This is a genomic window from Pseudomonas fluorescens NCIMB 11764 (assembly GCF_000293885.2).
Lineage (GTDB): Bacteria > Pseudomonadota > Gammaproteobacteria > Pseudomonadales > Pseudomonadaceae > Aquipseudomonas > Aquipseudomonas fluorescens_B.
This window is the reverse complement of record NZ_CP010945.1, coordinates 1,162,275-1,182,110: the sequence shown is the minus strand read 5'-3', so window position 1 is coordinate 1,182,110 and position 19,836 is coordinate 1,162,275. Positions and strand designations below refer to the sequence as shown.

Genomic DNA, 19,836 nt, shown 5'->3' with positions numbered 1-19,836 from the left:
TCAGACCTCATTCAACTGTTGGGCGGCCGTCAGCGCCGCGCGGCCGCGAGGGCCATGGAAGTATTCGTGAATCCACGGGTCGTCGGTTTCCGAGACCTTGTCGATGGCGTCCGCCACCAGCACTTTCTTCTGCGCCAGCACCGCCACCCGATCGGTGATGGTGTAGAGCGTGTCGAGGTCATGGGTCACCAGAAACACACTCAAACCCAACGCATCGCGCAGGGTCAGGATCAACTGATCGAAGGCCGCCGCGCCGATCGGGTCGAGGCCGGCGGTGGGTTCGTCGAGAAACAGGATGTCCGGGTCCAGTGCCAACGCCCGGGCCAGTGCCGCGCGCTTGATCATCCCGCCGGACAGCGAAGCGGGGTACTTGTCAGCGGCCGATAGCGGCAACCCGGCCAACGCCAGTTTGACCGCCGCCAGGTGTTCGGCATCGTTGCGGCTCAGGCCCGCGTGTTCGATCAGCGGCAGGGCGACGTTTTCGGTCACGGTCAGCGAAGAGAACAGGGCGCCTTTCTGGAACAGTACACCGAAGCGCCGCTCGACCATCGAACGCTCGTGTTCGGACAGCGTCGGAAGGTTCTTGCCGAACACCTTCACCACCCCTTCGCTGGGCTGGCGCAAGCCGACAATGCTGCGCAACAGTACCGATTTACCGCTGCCGGAACCTCCGACCACGGCCAGGATTTCGCCCTTGTACAGATCCAGGTCGAGGTTCTCGTGCACGCTCTGACGGCCAAAACGATTGCACAGCCCTCGGACTTCGATCACCGCCTCGGAGGGCGCTCGGGGTAGACGACTCACCAGCCCATCTCCATGAAAAACAGCGCGGCCACGGCGTCGAGCACGATCACCACGAAAATCGACTGCACCACACTCGACGTGGTGTGCGCACCCACAGATTCAGCACTGCCGCTGACCTTGAAGCCTTCAAGGCAACCAATGGCGGCGATGAGGAACGCAAAGATTGGCGCTTTGACGAGACCGACCAGAAAATGCTGAACGCCGATGTCGGTTTGCAGCAGCGAGAGGAACATGGCCGGCGAGATATCCAGCGCCACGGCGCACACCACACCGCCGCCGACAATCCCCGAGAGCATCGCCAGAAAGGTCAGCATCGGCAGCGCCACCAGCAGCGCGAGCACGCGCGGCACCACCAGCAACTCCATCGGATCGAGGCCCAAGGTGCGAATGGCATCGATCTCTTCGTTGGCCTTCATCGAGCCGATCTGCGCGGTGAAGGCACTTGCGGTTCGACCGGCCATCAGGATGGCGGTGAGCAGCACGCCGAATTCCCGCAGAAAGGAGAACGCCACAAGGTCCACGGTGAAGATGCTCGCACCGAAACTCTTCAGCACCGTCGCCCCGAGAAACGCGACGACGGCGCCCACCAGAAACGTCAGCAAGGCAACGATGGGGGCGGCGTCGAGGCCAGTCTGTTCGATGTGCGCAATCATTGGCGTGATGCGCCAGCGTTTGGGGCGCAACAGGTTGCGGGTGATGGTTTCCAGGATCAGGCCGACGAAGCCCAGCAGTTGCAGGGTGTCTTGCCAGATGGCGTCTACCGCGCGGCCAATGCGCGTCAGCAGCTGAATGCCGACGCCGATTTCCGGCTCCTTGATCGGCACGCAGAAGTCGGTCATCGAGCAATAAACAGTCTGCAACAGGGCACGATCGGCGACGGACAACGTGCAGTCGGGATGTTCGGCGGATTTGCCCAGGCGGTCCGACCCGAGCAACTCCACCAACAACGATGCGCCGGCGGTGTCGAGCGCGCCGAGGCTGTTGAGGTCGATGTGGGTGCTGTCGTCGTATTGCCCGCGGAGCTTTTCGCTCAAACTCTTGAGGTCAGCGTAATGGGCAAGCGTCCAGTCACCCGTGACGTGCAATTGCGCAGGGGTGTGCGAGGTGTCCAGTGAGGCACTGCCGGGCATTGTGCTGCTGGTCATAAGCTCCGTGCTTGTTCGGCTATTACGCAGAGTTACGTAATAGCACGAACCGCATTACTTTTCTTTGATCGGTGTGCTGTCCGTGATCTTGAAGCGCAACACACCGATCAACTGACCGTCCTCGGTCAGCACCCGAACCTGCCACTTGCCCGCCGGGTTACCGGGGAAGTTCTGCTTATGGGTCCAGGCGCGATAGCCTTCCTTGCGCCCGCCATGGATGTCCAGTGCGATGCGATCGACTTCCTTGCCGTTGAACTGCCAGACATGGTAAATCCGCTCGTCCAGACCGCGCGGAGCGTTGATCGCCGTGTAGGCGTACAGACCGTCGCCACGAATCTGCTCGGCGCTGACTTCTTCCAGGCTTTTGCCTGGCGTGCGGTCCTGCATCTGGGTGCTGATCGCGACATCGGTCATCCATAGCGTGGCCGGCGGCACCCATGAGCGCAACACCCAACCCACGCCGCCGATGCCGACGGTGATGCTCAGAATGGCCAGCGCGTTGCGCACCGTCCGGATCGGGAAGATCGACGCCAGGCTCGGGAACGACAGGACGACGGCTGTGCCCAGGGCCAGTTTGAAACTCTGGGACGTGGTCAGGTGCAGGATGACGGGCAGGGCGGTCAGCAGCGCGGCAAACAGCGTCAGGGTGTGCAGCGCCAGAAACGCCCAGCGCCGGGGCGCCAGCCATTTGTAGTAGAGCGGGTCGGTAATGGAAATCAGCGCGGCGATGCACAGCAGCCCGGTGAAAAAAAACTGGCCGCTGTTCCAGGTGGTGGTGATGAAAAAGAAAGGCAGAACGAAAAACAGACTTTCCTGATGGATCATCTGCGTGGCGTAGCGCAGCAGCGGCTGGGGGATTTCGCGCTTGAAGATTCGGGTGAAGAGCTTGGTGAGGCTGTTTTCCAGCATCAGCCAGATCCAGCTGAGCACCATGATAATGGTGATCCAGGTCGCCAGGCCCTGCTGGCGATCGACCAGCATGAAGCTGCCGACCCCGGAGATGAAACCGCCAAGCGCAATGACCCCTGGGTAGCGCTTCATCAGTTCGAGGATGCGCTGTACGAACAAGGTCAGGGTAGGCATTCGGCGATTCACAGTAGTCGTGGGAAAAATCCCCGACAGGTTACCGCCCGTGGGGCAGTGTGGCGAGGGGGATACGTCCGTTTGACCCAACACGGCACTGTGACGGGGGAGCTTGCTCCCGCTGGGGTGCGAAGCGCCCCCAAAACCGGAAAACCGCATTCTTTCAACTAATACGCAGGCGGCGGCTGCGCAGCCGAACGGGAGCAAGCTCCCTCGCCACAGGGGAACCGTTACTTTCTGCGATAAACACGCCAGGCCAATAACCCGAACACCAGCAGCCCCAATCCCCCCGCGACCACCCACATCACCTGGTCATAACTCATCAACGGCTTCTCGATCCGCAGATAGCCCGGTTGCAACAGCAACTCACGCATGGCCTTGTTGGCCTCTGCCAGCGTCACGCCCTGCAGTTCTCTGGCCGGGTTAGCGAAACGACCTTCCTCGTAGTCTCCCAGCGCGCTCCAGTAGTAGTCGGCCAGTGCGCTGTTGCCTTGCACGGCCCAGGCCTGGCGAGCGATGGCGGCCTGCTTGAGGCGGTTGAAGGTGTCGACGTCCAGTCCGTTCTTGAGCAAGTCAGCCTTCAATTCATCCAGGACTTGCTCGGCCTCGGGCACATCGTCGCGCTCAAGGTCGGCGTTGAGGCTCATGAAACCCACGCCGCCAAACACCTCGCGTTCGGCCGAGGGGCCGTAGGACAAACTGTGCGCCAGACGCAACTGGCGATAGAGCGCCCAGTCCAGATAGTCCTTGAGCAGGTCAAAGGTTTCGTCATGCTGGTCTTCCAGCACCGGCTCCGGCACCAGCCAGTGCAACTTCGCTCCGCCGCCGACAAAGCCGTGACTCAACGTGCGCTCATGGGCCGCGCTGGCCTGGATTTGCGGCAGTGGCGGGTGCTCGGACGGATCAACTGCCTGGAGTGCGCCCCAGGCCCGTTCCAGATAAGCCGGCAGCAAGCGGTCGAGGTCGCCGACCATGATCAGTGTCATGTTGTTCGGCGCGTACCAGGCCTTGCGTACCGTCTCCAGTTGTTCGCGGGTCAGGTTATCGACCTCGGCCCGCTCCGGGCACTTGAGCCCCAGTTCCACCGCCAGTTGATTGCTCGCCGTGTGGCCCAGATCCTGACGATCCAGCCAGCGTTGCAAGTGTGAGTAATGACCGCCGTCCTCGCGCTCGACCACCTGTTTGGCGGCGTTGATGGCGTTGTCGTCGATTCGGGTCTGGGTCAGAAGAGCCAGCAGCAGGTCGAGGACCTTGCGCTGGTTTTTCGCCGGCGCTTCGATGACAAATGTGGTGTCGGCGTTGCTGGTGTAAGCGTTCCACTCACCGCCAAGCGTCTGCATGCGTTCTTCAAGACCGCCTTCGCCGGTGGCATCGATGCCGCTGAACAGCAGGTGTTCGAGCAGATGCGGCAGTTCTTTTTCGGCGCAGCTGAAATCATCGATACCGACGCCGACCACCAGTCGAATCGCTACATGCCCGCGTTCGGTGCCGGGTTTGAGCAGCATTTGCAGGCCATTGGGCAGCGTATAGCCCTCGACCTGAAACCGATCCAGGGCAAACGAGGGCAGCGATCCGAGCAACAGGCAGGCGAACAACAGACAACGCATAGCAAGCTTCCAGGCAATCAATCGAAGATCCGTGTCGTCCTTTAGGCCGCTATCGCGGGCAAGCCCGCTCCCACAGTGATCTTTTGTGTAACTGGGATTATGTCCGACCCGGATCACCTGTGGGAGCGGGCTCGCCCGCGAAGACGGTCTTGAGGCTGAACCACTGTAACTGACTGACCACACTGCCAGACGTTCAAGGCGAATGCGTGATGTCAGACAAATCATCGACGATGAGCGCGCCGGTGTCAGACGTTTCCAGCACCACATACGCACTGCTGCAGAACAATGAATTCAGGCGCTTCATGTCGGCAATCAGCTCCAGGTGCAGCGAGCTGGTCTCGATACTCTGCACGATCTTGCGTTGCAACCGGCTGACATGAGCATGGGCCAGGCGGCGTTCCTGTGCGCGAAAGCGACGTTTCTCCCGCAGCAACTGACGGGCACTTTCCTTGTCGGCGCTGAGGAACACCGACAATCCCAGGCGCAAATTGGAAATCAGCTGACTGTGCAGCCCCGCCAATTCGTCCAGACCGACCTCGGAAAAAGACCGGCGCTGCGAGGTTTTCTGTTGCTGCACTTTGCGCAGCATGCGCTCGATCAGGTCGCTGGCGAGTTTGAGGTTGATCGCCAGTTCGATGATTTCCGCCCAGCGCCGACTGTCGTGTTCACTAAGGTCTTCGCGAGGCATCTGCGCCAGATAAAGCTTGATCGAGCTGTAGAGCGACTCCACATCATCGGTCAGGCGACGCATTTCCTGGGTGACGGCGGTTTGCTTGCCGCGCAGCACGTCGAGCATGGCCTCAAGCATATTGTCGATCAGATCGCCAATGCGCAGGGTTTCCCGGGCAGCGTTGGCGAGCGCCAGGCTGGGGGTCACCAGCGCCGTCGGGTCAAGGTGCCGAGGTTTGGCGGTGCCGTTGGTTTCCGGCCGCTCCGGCAGCAGCCACGCACAAAGCCTGGCCATCGGCCCGACGCTTGGCAGCAGGATCAGGCAACGCACGGTGTTGTAGAGCAGGTGGAAGCCGATGACCATTTCCTGTGGGCTGAAATCCAGACTGTCGATCCAGTGCACGAGCGGGTCGAGTACGGGAATGATCAGCAACAGGCCGATCAGCTTGTACAGCAGGCTCCCGAGCGCCACCTGACGGCCCGCGGCGTTCTGCATGCTGGTGCTCATGAACGCCAGAATACCGCTGCCGATGTTGGCACCGATCACCAGGCCGATGGCCACGGGCAAGCTGATCACACTGGCGCCGGCCAGAGTCGCGGTCAGCAGGACGGCGGCGAGGCTGGAGTAGGAAATCATCGCGAACAACGCGCCGACCAGGGCGTCGAGCAGGATGTCGCCGGTCAGCGAGGCGAAAATCACTTTGACCCCTTGGGCATGGGTGATCGGCGCAGCCGCTTCGACAATCAGTTGCAGCGCCAGAATGATCAGCCCGAGGCCGATGCTGACGCGGCCCATCTGCCCGAGCCGCGTCTGTTTGCGCGACAGAAAGAAAATCACCCCGAGGAAAATCAGCAGCGGCGACAGCCATGACAAATCGAAGGTCAGGACCCGTGCCATCAGCGCCGTACCCACGTCGGCACCGAGCATGGTCGCCAGCGCCGGCATCAGCGCCATCAGGCCCTGGCCGACAAAGGACGTGACGAGCATGGCGGTGGCATTACTGCTCTGGACCATGGCGGTCACGACAATGCCCGCGATGAACGCCAGCCAGCGCTTGGACATGTTCTGGCCAATCACATGGCGCAAGTTGGAACCATAGACCCGCAGAATGCCGGTTCGGACGATGTGCGTGCCCCAGATCAACAAGGCCACGGCAGAAAGCAAATTGAGCAGGGTGAGCATACGGGCCCCCTGTGGTGGTAGCGCCCCAAAGGAGCAAGTTGACGGTGCCGCGCGACTTTCTACGTTGTGTACTTAAGCTGTAGTTGGCTAACGGTCTGGGCGCCAGCATCGCATAGCTAAAGAGGCGATTGAAACAAAACTGTCATGAAAACAATTTGATGCAGACAAAGAAAAAGGGACCCGAAGGTCCCCCCGCACTTCCTGTAAGAGCCCGTGTGCGGCGAGGGGATTTATCCACTCGCCACAACAAGCTCACTGCCACAAGTGTTACTGGCCCGGAATGTCCTTGCGCAGTTTCACCGGATCCTGCTGTTTTTTCTTTTTCGCCATCGCGGTGCGCATCTTGATGTTGATCGCTTCCACCGCCAGCGAGAACGCCATGGCGAAGTAGACGTAGCCTTTTGGCACGTGCACGTCCAAGGATTCGGCAATCAGCACGGTACCGACGATCAACAGGAACGACAGCGCCAGCATCTTCAGCGACGGGTGCTTGTCGATGAACTCGCTGATGGTGCCCGAAGCCCACATCATCACCAGCACAGCCACGATGATTGCCGCGACCATGACCGGAACGTGGGAGACCATGCCGACGGCGGTGATCACCGAGTCCAGCGAGAACACGATGTCGATGATCGCGATCTGGATGATGGTGTAGATGAAGCTGCCGCCCTTGCCCGAAGGCTCTTCATGGGTTTCGTCTTCACCTTCCAGCGCGTGGTACATCTCTTGCGAGCTCTTCCACAGCAGGAACAGACCACCGAAGAACAGGATCAGGTCGCGTCCGGAAATACCCTGGCCGAACACTTCGAACAGGTCTGCGGTGAGGCGCATGACCCAGGTGATCGACAGCAGCAACAGAATCCGCGTGATCATGGCCAGCGCCAGGCCGAAAATCCGGGTGCGCTGCTGCATGTGTTTGGGCATGCGGCTGACCAGGATCGAAATCATGATGATGTTATCGATACCCAGGACGATTTCCAGGGCGGTCAGGGTAAAGAAGGCAACCCAGATTTCAGGGTTGGTCAGCCATTCCATGTGTATTCCTTTGAGCGAGTGTTAAACCAGAACGGGCCCGGGCTTCAAACAGCAAAGCCTGGACCCGTTGTGGTGAGTCTTGGGCTTATAGAGTGCTGAACAGCGGAAAGATCCCCATCAGCAACGCGGCGACCAGTATGCACATGCACACCAGCACTGCCCATTTCAGGGTAAAGCGCTGATGGTCACCGAAGTCGATACCGGCCAGGGCCACCAACAAATAGGTCGATGGTACCAGCGGGCTCAGCAAGTGGACGGGCTGACCGACGATCGAGGCACGTGCCATTTCAACCGCGGTTATACCGTAATGACTGGCGGCTTCGGCAAGTACTGGTAACACGCCGTAATAAAATGCGTCGTTCGACATGAAGAACGTGAACGGCATGCTCACCAGCGCGGTGATCACGGCCAGGTACGGGCCGAGGAAATCAGGAATCACCGCCAGCAGGCTTTTCGACATCGCATCGACCATGCCGGTGCCCGACAGGATACCGGTGAAAATGCCCGCCGCGAAGATCAAACCGACCACCGCAAGTACGCTGCCAGCGTGAGCCGCGACGCGATCCTTCTGCTGTTGCAGGCAAGGATAGTTGACGATCATCGCGATACTGAACGCCACCATGAACAACACCGGCATCGGCAACAGACCGGCGATCAGGGTGCACATTAGGCCCAGGGTCAGGGCGCCGTTGAACCAGATCAACTTCGGACGACGGGCATCCGGGAACTGCGAAACACTGATTTCACTGTGGTCGATTTCATCGCCCACCAGGTGCAGTTCACCCAGACGCGCACGCTCGCGTTTGCCGTAGAAGTAGGCAATCGCCAGGATTGCCACCACGCCGAACGCCATCGCCGGAATCATCGGAACGAAAATGTCGGACGGGTCCACGTGCAGCGCACTGGCCGCACGGGCAGTCGGGCCGCCCCATGGCGTCATGTTCATCACGCCACCGGCGAGGATGATCAGGCCGGCCATGATCCGCGGGCTCATGCCGATGCGGCTGTAGAGCGGCAGCATGGCGGCCACGCAGATCATGTAAGTGGTCGCGCCGTCACCGTCGAGGGAAACGACGAGCGCCAGTACGGCGGTGCCGACCGAAACCTTCAGCGGGTCGCCCTTGACCAGTTTGAGGATCTTGCGCACGGCCGGGTCGAACAGGCCGGAGTCGATCATCAGGGCGAAGTAGAGAATGGCGAACATCAGCATCACGCCGGTCGGCGCAAGCTTGGTGATGCCTTCGAGCATCATCGGGCCGATCTTCGGCGCAAAACCGCCGAACAGAGCAAAGACGATCGGGATGATGATCAGGGCGATCAGCGCGGACAGGCGCTTGGTCATGATCAGGAACATGAACGTGATGACCATGGCGAAGCCAAGGAAAGTCAGCATGGGAATACTCCAGGCGTAGCGCGGCTAGGGAATGGGCGAACCGGGTGGGTCAGCGCAGAACGGGAAGCACGAGGCGTACGGGCGGAGTTGCAGCGAAGCGGCGGGTTGCAAAGGACATCAGGGTCACCATTGTTGTTGTTAAATGGGCTGTGCGAGCGATAAAACACTGGCATTGGCCGACCGGTCTGTTGCCGGTAGTGGGGCGATCCTAATCGGGGAAGCTTTCACCGAGCTTTCGCTGATGAAAGCATTGATGGGATGTACAACCGGTCGTCGGACCGGGGCAGGAAGGGAAACCGGGTTGGGGCCATCGCCGGCAAGCCGGTCTCACTCCCACATTGAAATGAGTTCTCTGTGTGGAGCGGGCTGCCCGCGATGGCGTCCGTGATATCGCAACAGGAGGAAAGGTCATGAGCGACATTCACACCGGCGGCTGCCACTGCGGACATCTGCGCTATCAATTCAGCGGCCCCTTGCGCGACATCGCCCACTGTCACTGCTCGATTTGCCGACGGGTCAGCGGCGGGATCGTGACCACCTGGATCACCGTGCCCGCGTCCGCCTTCGAGTGGGTGAAAGGCACACCGGCGCAGTACGCCTCGTCTTCCAGCTGCATACGCTATTTCTGCCCGACCTGTGGGGCTCAGATTGCGTTGGTCACGCAGCTCAGTCCCGAGAGCATCGACCTGACCATCGCCACCCTCGATCATCCTGAGCAGGCCCCGGCGGAGCGGCACATCTGGACCGACAGCCGTCTGCCATGGCTGCATCTGGACGAGCACTTGCCGGGTGAAGCCGAAGAAACCCTGTGATCAAAAAACAGACAGGTCCAGTGTCCGGATCGCGCCCATCCAGATTGCATGTTCCGTGTGGTCAAGCAGATCGTCGCCGGTGTCCGGGTGCAGGAACACCACCAGTCCCTTGCGGTTGAGGGCCAACCACGGCAACACGTCGCCGATGAGCTCCGGCCCGAACGCCAACTGGCAGCTCCAGTCCGGGTGCGGACCCACCGGACGTTCGTGCACGCGGCCCATTTTCAGCGGGAACAGGTGCGCCGCTTGCTCACACAACGTGCGCGCCTGATCCATGTGGGCGGCATCGAAATACACATGGGCGTGATAGCCCTTGATCTGTTGCATCTGAATCCCTCTGAAACCCGGTCGAACCCTCACCGATTCCTGCAGGTCACACGCCATATACATAGGAAAGTGCGGAGTCCAGCCATGAAAAATGCCGAAACCCCAGTGGTAAAAGTGGTGCTGTATGGTGCCATGAGTAGCCTGGGCAGTGCGCTGATGGCTGAAATGCTGCGGCGCCAACATGAAGTGATCGCGATTCTCGACGACCTGACGGCGCTGGCACCACGCCCCGGTCTGCGCACCAAGACCGGTGATCTGTTTGATGCCGAGCGAGTCAAGCAAAGCGTAGCGGGCTGCTCGGCCGTTATCTGTCTACTGGATGCACCCGGGTTACCGTTTAATAGCGAGCACGTAGAAAAATCCATCCTGCTAGGTCCGGTTGAACAAGTACTGGCGGTCGATGCACTTGTCGATGGCATGGAGGCCGCCGGCATCGCCAGACTGTTTCTGGTGGGCGACTTCGAGGTGCTGGACGATCCGCAGATCGAGGATCAACTGCAACGCCACGCCGCCGAGGAAATCCGCGAGGCGCTGCAAGGCAGTGCGTTGCACTGGACGATGGTCAATGCGCCACGCGGCGTTGCCGGGCTGACAATCGAGCATTTCAGTCAAGTCAGCAGCAGCCTGGAACCAGGGCTGGCCGAACCCCTTCAGCGGTTGAGCCGCGTCGCGGTGGGGATTGCCGATGAGTTGCACTTGAATCTGCACGTTGGCGAACACGTTAATTTCATCGCGACTTCAGAGCAGTAAAAGATCGCAATCGAAGGCAGCTCCTACCTTGGAATGTGTTCCCAGGTAGGCGCTGCCGAAGGCTGCGATCTTTTAACTTTCACACCGCAATCGAAGGCAACGGCAGACCATTGAGCGATTGCGCGTTGCTGGCCTGCTCGGCCATTAACCAGTCCACAAACTGTTGAATCAATGCCCCGCGCCGTTTGCGCTGCGGCAGGACCACGTAATAACCCAGCCGGGACATCACCGTGTCAGCAATCGGTCGACACAACAAACCTTGCGCGAGCAAGTTATCCACAAGGTGCCGCCAGCCAATCGCCACTCCCTGGCCGCCAATCGCCGCTTGAATCAGCAGGGTGTAATTGTCGAACCGCAGTTGTCCGGGCGCTGGCGCCGACGTGATCCCTAACTCGCGAAACACGCCGCTCCAGTCGAACCAGTTGCTGCTGTTTTCACCGCGCAGGTGCAGCAGCGGAAATTCCAGCAGCGACTGTGCAGGCAAGGGCAGGGCACGATCCTTCAACAGCAGCGGACTGCACACCGGAAACACTTCTTCGCTGAACAGCCAGTGGCTTTCGCCCTGCTTGAAACGCCCGTCGCCAAACAGCACCGCGACATCAATGTCGGTTCGCAGCATATTGAGACTGCGCTCGCTGGTGACCAGGCTGACGTCCACTTGCGGATTGGCGGCGTGAAAGCGGTGCAGACGGGGCATCAACCAATAGGCGGCGAAGGCGAAATCGGTGGCCACCTGCAATACTTCATGCTGATGCTGTGCACTGATTGCGCTCAACCCTGCGTCGATATTCTGCAAACCGAGTTGAACTTGTTCAAAAAGAATCGTCCCAGCCTCGGTCAGCTCAATGCCGCGATAAATGCGATCGAACAGCCGGGTGGCGAGCTGATCTTCCAGTCGTTTGATCTGCTGACTGATGGCCGGTTGCGTGGTGCCCAGTTCAACCGCGGCCGCGGTGAAGCTGCGCTGGCGCGCCGCGGCTTCAAAGGCACGGAGCAGATCAAGGGACAAATCACCCAGAGCGTCATACATAAGCTGTGCTTATCCTAGTCATTGCCTGACATGGGCTTTACCACAAAGAGCATGGACTCCATGCTCGATCACAGCACTCTCGCATAAATATTCACTATGGAATGCCGCGATCACATGAAGCGCAAGAATATTCTTTTCATCATGGCCGATCAGATGGCCGCGCCAATGTTGCCGTTCTACGGTCCTTCGCCGATCAAACTCCCCAATCTCAGCCGCCTCGCCGCCGAAGGCGTGGTGTTCGACGCCGCCTATTGCAACAGCCCACTTTGCGCGCCGTCGCGTTTTACCCTGGTCAGCGGTCAGTTGCCGAGCAAGATCGGCGCTTATGACAACGCGGCGGATTTCCCTGCCGATGTACCGACCTACGCCCACTACCTGCGGCGCCTCGGTTACCGAACCGCGCTGTCCGGCAAAATGCACTTCTGCGGCCCGGACCAGCTCCACGGTTACGAAGAACGCCTGACCAGCGACATTTACCCGGCCGACTACGGTTGGGCGGTGAACTGGGATGAACCGGACGTGCGTCCGACCTGGTATCACAACATGTCGTCGGTGCTGCAAGCCGGGCCGTGCGTGCGTACCAATCAGCTGGATTTCGACGAAGAGGTGGTGTTCAAGGCCCAGCAATACCTGTTCGATCACATCCGCGAAGATGGCGATCAGCCGTTCTGCCTGACCGTGTCGATGACTCACCCACACGATCCGTACACGATTCCCAAGGCGTTCTGGGATATGTATGACGATGCGGACATCCCGTTGCCCCAGACGCCGTCGCAAACCGAGCTCGATCCGCACTCCCAGCGTTTGCTCAAGGTTTACGACCTGTGGGACAAACCGCTGCCTGTGGATAAAATCCGGGATGCGCGCCGTGCGTACTTTGGTGCATGCAGCTATATCGACAGCAATGTCGGCAAACTCCTGCAAACACTCGAAGAAACGGGGCTGATCAACGACACGATCATCGTCTTCTCCGGCGACCACGGCGATATGCTCGGCGAGCGCGGGCTCTGGTACAAAATGCACTGGTTCGAAATGGCCGCGCGCGTTCCCCTGTTGATAAGTGCGCCGGGACAGTTCGGCGCAGGGCGGGTCAGCGCAGCGGTTTCCACCGCCGACCTGTTGCCGACGTTTGTAGAGCTGGCCGGCGGCTCGCTGGAGCCGGGCCTGCCACTGGATGGCCGCTCGCTGGTTTCGCACCTGCAAGGGCAGGGCGGTCACGACGAAGTCTTCGGCGAATACATGGCCGAGGGCACCATCAGCCCCTTGATGATGATTCGTCGCGGCGCCTACAAATTCATCTACAGCGAAGACGACCCATGCCTACTCTTCGACGTACACAACGACCCGCGTGAGCAGGAAGAACTCAGCCAATCGCCGCAACATCGGCCACTGTTCGAAGAGTTTCTTAGCGAAGCGCGGGCCAAATGGAACATCCCGGCGATACACCAGCAGGTGCTCGCAAGCCAGCGTCGCCGGCGATTTGTCGCCGACGCGCTGACCATCGGCAAGCTGAAGAGCTGGGACCACCAGCCGCTGGTGGACGCCAGTCAGCAATACATGCGCAACCACATCGACCTCGACGACCTGGAGCGCAAAGCACGTTATCCACAACCCTGCCAAAACCAATAATGTTAAGGGGAAGTCCATGCAAAAGTTATCCACAGTACTGACGGTCGGGCTGCTGGCCCTGGGCAGTGCATCGGCGTATGCCGATCAGAGCTGCGAGACGGTGAAAATGGCCGACCCTGGCTGGAGCGACATCGCCGCAACCAACGCCATCACCGGGTTTCTGCTGGACGGCATGGGCTACAAGCCCAAAGTCGACACCCTCGCGGTGCCGATTACCTTTGGCGGCTTGAAGGATGGTCAGGTTGACGTGTTCCTGGGTAACTGGATGCCTGCGCAGCAGGGTTTCTACGACAAGTTCGTGGCCACCGGCGACGTCACGCAACTGGCGAAGAACCTCGATGGCACCGAGTTCACCCTGGCTGTTCCGGATTATGTGTGGGACGCGGGTGTGCATAACTTTGCCGACCTGAACAAGTTCGCCGACAAATTCGACAAGAAGATCTACGGCATCGGTTCCGGAGCCCCGGCGAACATTTCACTGCAAGAAATCATCAAGAAGAACGACTTCGACATGGGTCAGTGGAAACTCGTCGAGTCCAGCGAACAGGCAATGCTGGCCGAAGTGTCTCGTGCCGTGAAGAAGCAGAAGTTCGTGACCTTCCTCGGCTGGACGCCGCACCCGATGAACGTGCAGTTGAAAATGCATTACCTGAAAGGTGGCGAGAAATACTTCGGCGATACCGGCAGCGTTCACACGCTGACCCGCAAAGGTTATGCACAGGCCTGCCCGAATGTTGGCAAATTGCTCACCAACCTGAGTTTCACTCAGGAAATGGAAAACAGCATCATGGCGGACGTGGTGAACAAGAAGGTCAGCAATGCCGATGCAGCAAAAGCGTGGATCAAGGCTAATCCGGCGGTGCTGGACAAGTGGCTGGATGGCGTGAAGACCGTGGACGGGAAGGATGCGTTGCCGGCAGTGAAAGCCAAGTTGTAAGCATGATCTGTGGCGAGGGAGCTCGCTCCCGCTCGGGTGCGAAGCGCCCGCAGATGTTTAGGGCTGCTTTGCAGCCCAGCGGGAGCAAGCTCCCTCGCCACAATGATCGCGTCGTCCTGTTACCCTGCGCAAAACCCCCGACCGAGAGGACCCATGGCCCTTCCCAGCCGCCATTCACTCTTTCCCTTCCTCACGTGGTTGCCCCGGCAAACCCGCGCCAGCGTCGGCCGTGACCTGATTGTCGGCCTCAGCGGCGCCATTCTCGCGTTGCCGCAATCCATTGCCTACGCGCTGATTGCCGGTCTCCCACCGGAATACGGCTTGTACGCGGCGATCATCCCGGTGCTGATTGCCTGTCTTTGGGGATCGTCGTGGCATCTGATCTGCGGCCCTACGGCGGCCATTTCGATTGTCCTGTACGCCAGCGTCAGTCCTCTGGCCGTTCCCGCGTCCAAGGACTACATCACGCTGATCCTGCTTCTGACGCTCCTCGCCGGTATTTTCCAGTGGCTGCTGGGTTTGCTGCGATTCGGCGCGCTGGTAAATTTTGTCTCGCACTCGGTCGTGCTCGGTTTCACGCTTGGCGCCGCGGTAGTGATTGCCATCGGTCAAATACCCAATCTGCTGGGGCTGGACGTGCCCAACCAAGCCACGGCACTGGACAGTTTTATGATGCTGTTCAGGCATCTCGGCGAGGTAGACCAACCTTCGCTGGTGCTGGGCCTGGCAACTGTCGTCGTGGGGGTGACGCTGAAACTGCTGTTGCCGCGCTGGCCAACGCTATTGATCACCCTGGTCCTGAGCGGATTGCTGGTATGGCTCTGGCCAACGATGTTTGGTCACGTGCAGTTGGTCAGCGCGTTTGTCGGGCGCCTGCCGCCCTTCAGCCCGTTGCCGCTGGACCTGGATCTGATCCTGCGTCTGTTGCCCAGCGCCGTGGCGGTCGGGATGCTCGGGCTGGTGACGAGTCTGTCGATTGCCCGCTCCTTGTCGGCGCGGTCGCAGCAGTTGCTCGATGCGAATCAGGAAGTTCGCGCCCAAGGCTTGTCGAACATTGTCGGTGCGTTTTTTTCCGGCTCGCTGTCAGCCGGGTCCTTCACACGCTCGGGACTGAGTTACGAAGCGGGTGCCTGCTCGCCGCTGGCCGGGGTTTTTTCGGCGATGTGGGTGGCGCTGTTCGCGATCTTCGGCGCCCATCTGATTGCGCATATTCCGATCCCGGCCATGGCCGGCAGCATTCTGTTGATCGCCTGGGGATTGATCGACCATCGCGGCATTCGCGCGTTGCTGCGGGTCAGCCGCGCCGAGTTCGTGGTGATGGCGCTGACCTGTATCGCCACGCTGTTGCTGGAGTTGCAGACGGCGATTTATGCCGGAGTGCTCGCGTCCCTGTTTTTCTACCTCAAGCGCACCTCACAACCTCGGGTGCAGCACTGGCGCGACGGCGATGAAGACATTCTGCGGGTCGGCGGGTCGATCTTCTTCGGCGCCAGCCATTACCTGCAAGTGCGCCTGCAACGGATGCACGGCGCGCGCGTGGTGATCGAGGCGCAGCACATCAACTTCATCGACTATTCGGGTGTGGAAATGCTGCACCAGGAAGCGCGACGGCTGCGTAAGCAGGACCGCAGCCTGACCTTGCGCGGTGCGCGGCCGCCGGTGGTGGAGGAGTTGAGGAAGCTCGAAGGCGCGGAGAAATGCCCGATCCGGTTTGAAGACTGAAACACCGCTTTTTGGACAACCAAATACCCGTGGCGAGGGAGCTTGCTCCCGCTAGGGTGCGAAGCGCCCTCCAGATATCAGGGCTGCTTCGCCCCCCAGCGGGAGCAAGCTCCCTCGCCACAAAAGCCTAAAGTGTCAGTTGGCGGCGCAGTTCGGCCAGCACCGGCGCCGTGTCCGGGCGCACGCCACGCCACAGGAAGAAAGCTTCTGCTGCTTGTTCAGCGAGCATCCCCAGGCCATCCATCGACACTGCCGCGCCCTGTTCCGTAGCCCAGCGGCAGAACGAGGTCGGCTCCTTGCCGTACATCATGTCGTAGCAAACGGTCTTGCCCGGCTCGATCAAACTGCTGGCAATCGGCGGTACATCGCCTGTCAGGCTGGCGGACGTCGCGTTGATGATCAGGTCCACCGGCTCTTGCAGCCAATCGAAACCGCTGGCTGACACCGGCCCCAGATCAGCGAACAGCTCCGCCAGCAACTCGGCTTTATCCACCGTGCGGTTAGCAATGATCACCGAGGCCGGCTGCTCGGCCAGCAGGGGCTCAAGCGCGCCGCGCACTGCGCCACCGGCACCGAGCAGCAGGATGCGTTTGCCCTTGAGACTGAATCCGGCGTTGACCGTCAGATCCCTTACCAGACCGGCGCCATCGGTATTGTCGCCCAGCAGCGTGCCATCGGCGAGTTTGCTCAGGGTGTTCACCGCACCGGCGCGCTGCGCTCGCGCCGTCAAACTGTGCGCCAGGCGAAACGCTTCTTCCTTGAACGGCACCGTCACGTTCGCCCCGCGACCTTCAAGGAAAAACTCCCGGGCAAAGTCGGAAAAATCATCAAGCGGTGCCAGCGAAGTGCTGTAGTCCAGTTGCTGAGCGGTCTGCTCGGCGAACAGACGATGAATCATTGGCGACTTGCTGTGGCTAATCGGGTTACCGAATACGACGTAACGGTCCATCAGGATTCCTCGTTCAGGCCTTGGCCAACCAATCGCGATCTTGCAGGAAGTACTCGGTCAGGCGCGCTTCTTCGCTGCCCGGCTCGGCTTTCCAGTCATAGCTCCAGCGAACCTGCGGCGGCAGTGACATGAGGATCGACTCGGTACGCCCACCCGATTGCAGGCCGAACAGCGTGCCACGGTCGTAAACCAGGTTGAATTCGACGTAACGGCCGCGGCGGAACTCCTGAAATTCGCGCTGTTTGGCGGTGAACGCATCGTTCTTGCGACGCTGCACGATCGGCAAGTAAGCGTCGATAAAAGCATCACCAATGGCGCGCATGAAGGCGAAGCTGGTGTCGAAGTCCCACTCGTTCAAGTCATCGAAGAACAGGCCGCCGATGCCGCGCGGTTCGTGACGATGCTTGATATGGAAATAGCTGTCGCACCAGGCTTTGTAGCGTGAATAGACATCCGGACCGAACGGCGCGCAGGCCTGCTCGGCGACGCGGTGCCAGTGCACGCAGTCTTCTTCGTTGCCGTAATACGGGGTCAGGTCGAAGCCGCCACCGAACCACCAGACCGGCTCTTCACCTTCTTTTTCAGCGATGAAAAAGCGCACGTTGGCGTGGGAAGTCGGCACATGCGGGTTGTGCGGGTGAATCACCAGCGACACGCCCAGGGCCTCGAAGCCACGCCCGGCCAGTTCCGGCCGATGGGCGCTGGCGGACGGTGGGAGACCGCTGCCGAAGACGTGGGAAAAGTTGACGCCGCCCTTTTCGATGACAGCACCGTTCTCGATCACTCGCGTGCGACCGCCACCGCCGGCAGGGCGGGTCCAGGCGTCTTCGACGAACTGCGTGCCGCCGTCTTCGGCTTCCAGGGCAGCGCAAATGCGGTCTTGCAGGTCGAGCAGGTAGGCTTTTACGGCCTCGGTGCGGGTCGTCATGTCATCACCTTGAATCGGGCAAAACTACGCGGCGCTCCCTCGGAGCAGGGCCGACGCAAATGGGCGCGTAGCATAACATCGCAGATGGGCCTGCCGCAGTTGACGGGGATCAAGCTTAGGAGTCCGATAGAGGGCTTGGCGCTACTAATCCAAAAGCTAAGACCTATGGAGAGTTCTGATGGCAAAGCGTATCCAGTTCCGCACCCATGGCGGCCCCGAAGTACTCGAGTATGTGGATTACCAGCCCGCCGAACCCGGCCCGCAGCAAGTTCGCGTTACCAACAAGGCCATCGGCCTGAACTTCATCGACACTTACTTCCGTAGTGGCCTCTATGCGCCACCCGCCTTGCCGTCGGGCGTGGGTTCGGAAGGTGCGGGCGTGGTCGAGGCGGTGGGCAGTGAAGTCACCCGCTTCAAGGTCGGTGACCGCGTGGCTTATGGCAGCGGTCCGTTGGGCGCCTACAGCGAAGTTCACGTGTTGCCGGAGGCCAATCTGGTGCACCTGCCAGACGCGATCAGCTTTGAACAAGCGGCAGGGGTCATGCTCAAAGGCCTGACCGTGCAGTACTTGCTGCGTCAGACCTATGAACTCAAGGGCGGCGAAACCATTTTGTTTCACGCCGCTGCCGGTGGTGTCGGCTCCCTGGCCTGCCAATGGGCCAAGGCCCTGGGCGTGAAGTTGATCGGCACGGTCAGCTCGCCGGAAAAAGCCGCACTGGCGAAGGCCAACGGTGCGTGGGCGACCATCGATTACAGCCATGAAAACGTCGCACAGCGCGTACTGGAATTGACCGATGGCAAAAAAGTCCCGGTGGTGTACGACGGCGTCGGCAAGGACACTTGGCTCACCTCGCTGGACAGCGTGGCGCCTCGGGGTCTGGTCGTGAGTTTTGGCAACGCATCGGGCGCGGTGGATGGGGTGAACCTGGGGATTTTGGCGGCGAAAGGGTCGTTGTACGTGACCCGGCCGACACTGGCGACCTACGCCAACAACGCCGAAAACCTGCAGCGGATGGCGGATGAGCTGTTCGAAATGATCATCAGCGGGAAGTTGAAGGTGGAGATCAGCCAGAAGTACTCACTGGCTGATGCGGCGAAGGCGCAGACCGAGTTGTCGGCGCGCCGGACTACCGGTTCGACTGTTCTGCTGCCTTGAGGACGCCTTCTCGGGCAAGCCCTCTTCCACAGGTACAGCGTCGTACACAAGTCATGTGAACAACCGGAATCCTGTGGGAGCTGGCTTGCCAGCGATGAACGATGACTCGGTCTCAATCCGGGCGGATGACGTTACCGGTCGCCAGGTCGCGAATCACGCTCGGATTCTTGCGCCCACCGAGGTTGCCACCGAGGATGAAATCAATCTGCCCCCGGAAATACTGCTCCACGCGAAGCCGCGTCCGCGCCGCTGGCCGTCCTTGAGGGTTAGCGGATGTCGAAACCAGTGGCCCGACCACCGCGCACAAATCCCGCACCAACGGATGATCGCTGACCCGCAACGCCACCGTCTCGTGCACACCCGTAATCCACTGCGGCAGCATATTCTGATGCGGCACCAACCAGGTATTCGGCCCGGGCCAGGTGCTGGCCATACGATCCATCCACAGCTCAGGGAAGTCCTCGAAGAGAAAATCGAACTGGCGAATGTTGTCGGCGACCAGAATCAGGCCCTTCTCCACCGACCGGCCCTTGAGCATCAGCAGACGCTCTACCGCTTCTTCGTCCCACGGGTCGCAACCCAGGCCCCAGACCGCCTCGGTTGGATAGGCAATCACCGCCCCTGCGCGAATGGCTTGCGCTGCTTGTTGCACACGCCAACTATTGACCATGAAAAAC

Annotated in this window: 18 protein-coding genes; 6 read left to right on the top strand and 12 right to left on the bottom strand. The window is 60.4% G+C overall.

Translation table 11 applies throughout. The annotated features are described in order from the left end of the window. The 7 genes from B723_RS05420 to B723_RS05390 all read right to left on the bottom strand — a co-directional run bounded on the left by B723_RS05420 (window position 1) and on the right by B723_RS05390 (window position 8,919). Window positions 1–804: an ABC transporter ATP-binding protein gene (locus tag B723_RS05420; protein WP_017341742.1), complete on the bottom strand. Its 804-nt coding sequence runs from the start codon at window positions 802–804 to the stop codon at window positions 1–3. Beyond that, window positions 801–1,949 (bottom strand): ABC transporter permease, encoded by a 1,149-nt coding sequence (locus tag B723_RS05415; RefSeq protein WP_017341741.1) that lies wholly within the window; start codon window positions 1,947–1,949, stop codon window positions 801–803. Before B723_RS05415 ends, B723_RS05420 begins: the two co-directional genes overlap by 4 nt. A 54-nt stretch (window positions 1,950–2,003) precedes the next feature. Then, window positions 2,004–3,032, bottom strand: a complete 1,029-nt coding sequence (locus B723_RS05410; RefSeq protein ID WP_017341740.1) for a DUF5924 family protein — start codon at window positions 3,030–3,032, stop codon at window positions 2,004–2,006. Window positions 3,033–3,262: 230 nt separating this feature from the next. After that, the gene (locus B723_RS05405; protein ID WP_017341739.1) at window positions 3,263–4,639 is read right to left on the bottom strand and encodes a M16 family metallopeptidase; all 1,377 of its coding nucleotides are present in this window, start codon (window positions 4,637–4,639) and stop codon (window positions 3,263–3,265) included. A gap of 193 nt (window positions 4,640–4,832) precedes the next feature. Next, the gene (locus B723_RS05400; protein WP_017341738.1) at window positions 4,833–6,491 is read right to left on the bottom strand and encodes a Na/Pi cotransporter family protein; all 1,659 of its coding nucleotides are present in this window, start codon (window positions 6,489–6,491) and stop codon (window positions 4,833–4,835) included. A gap of 267 nt (window positions 6,492–6,758) precedes the next feature. After that, on the bottom strand, window positions 6,759–7,526 hold the full coding sequence (locus B723_RS05395; protein ID WP_017341737.1) for a TerC family protein: 768 nt from the start codon (window positions 7,524–7,526) through the stop codon (window positions 6,759–6,761). A gap of 85 nt (window positions 7,527–7,611) precedes the next feature. Further along, window positions 7,612–8,919, bottom strand: a complete 1,308-nt coding sequence (locus B723_RS05390; protein WP_017341736.1) for a CitMHS family transporter — start codon at window positions 8,917–8,919, stop codon at window positions 7,612–7,614. 410 nt (window positions 8,920–9,329) lie between these two features. Between B723_RS05390 and B723_RS05385 the strand changes: the two genes are divergently transcribed. Continuing rightward, complete coding sequence (locus tag B723_RS05385) at window positions 9,330–9,731, top strand: GFA family protein (RefSeq protein ID WP_017341735.1); 402 nt, start codon at window positions 9,330–9,332, stop codon at window positions 9,729–9,731. Here B723_RS05385 and B723_RS05380 read toward each other — a convergent pair whose 3' ends face one another. Beyond that, window positions 9,732–10,058, bottom strand: a complete 327-nt coding sequence (locus B723_RS05380; protein ID WP_017341734.1) for a DOPA 4,5-dioxygenase family protein — start codon at window positions 10,056–10,058, stop codon at window positions 9,732–9,734. It abuts the gene before it with no gap. An 84-nt stretch (window positions 10,059–10,142) separates the two neighbouring features. Here B723_RS05380 and B723_RS05375 point away from each other — a divergent pair, with 84 nt between their 5' ends. Then, window positions 10,143–10,808, top strand: coding sequence for an NAD(P)-dependent oxidoreductase (locus B723_RS05375; RefSeq protein ID WP_017341733.1), 666 nt, complete (start codon window positions 10,143–10,145; stop codon window positions 10,806–10,808). 79 nt (window positions 10,809–10,887) lie between these two features. Here the strand turns inward: B723_RS05375 and B723_RS05370 are convergent, their stop codons facing one another. Further along, complete coding sequence (locus B723_RS05370; protein ID WP_017341732.1) at window positions 10,888–11,838, bottom strand: choline sulfate utilization transcriptional regulator; 951 nt, start codon at window positions 11,836–11,838, stop codon at window positions 10,888–10,890. Between the two features lie 114 nt (window positions 11,839–11,952). Between B723_RS05370 and betC the strand changes: the two genes are divergently transcribed. The 3 genes from betC (at window position 11,953) to B723_RS05355 (ending at window position 16,126) form a co-directional block, all read left to right on the top strand. Next, a complete protein-coding gene (gene betC, locus B723_RS05365) occupies window positions 11,953–13,467 on the top strand; it encodes a choline-sulfatase (RefSeq protein WP_017341731.1) in 1,515 nt (504 codons plus the stop codon). 16 nt (window positions 13,468–13,483) lie between these two features. Further along, on the top strand, window positions 13,484–14,404 hold the full coding sequence (choX, locus tag B723_RS05360; protein WP_017341730.1) for a choline ABC transporter substrate-binding protein: 921 nt from the start codon (window positions 13,484–13,486) through the stop codon (window positions 14,402–14,404). Between the two features lie 153 nt (window positions 14,405–14,557). Continuing rightward, window positions 14,558–16,126 (top strand): SulP family inorganic anion transporter, encoded by a 1,569-nt coding sequence (locus tag B723_RS05355; RefSeq protein ID WP_017341729.1) that lies wholly within the window; start codon window positions 14,558–14,560, stop codon window positions 16,124–16,126. Between the two features lie 127 nt (window positions 16,127–16,253). Here the strand turns inward: B723_RS05355 and aroE are convergent, their stop codons facing one another. Beyond that, window positions 16,254–17,075, bottom strand: a complete 822-nt coding sequence (gene aroE / locus B723_RS05350) for a shikimate dehydrogenase (protein WP_017341728.1) — start codon at window positions 17,073–17,075, stop codon at window positions 16,254–16,256. 13 nt (window positions 17,076–17,088) lie between these two features. Beyond that, entirely contained in the window at window positions 17,089–18,003 is a 915-nt protein-coding gene (gene hemF / locus B723_RS05345; protein ID WP_008155665.1) for an oxygen-dependent coproporphyrinogen oxidase, read from the bottom strand. A 178-nt stretch (window positions 18,004–18,181) separates the two neighbouring features. Between hemF and B723_RS05340 the strand changes: the two genes are divergently transcribed. Further along, complete coding sequence (locus tag B723_RS05340; protein WP_017341727.1) at window positions 18,182–19,159, top strand: NADPH:quinone reductase; 978 nt, start codon at window positions 18,182–18,184, stop codon at window positions 19,157–19,159. Window positions 19,160–19,271: 112 nt separating this feature from the next. Here B723_RS05340 and B723_RS05335 read toward each other — a convergent pair whose 3' ends face one another. Beyond that, entirely contained in the window at window positions 19,272–19,829 is a 558-nt protein-coding gene (locus tag B723_RS05335) for an L-threonylcarbamoyladenylate synthase (RefSeq protein ID WP_017341726.1), read from the bottom strand. Between the last annotated feature and the right edge of the window lie 7 nt (window positions 19,830–19,836).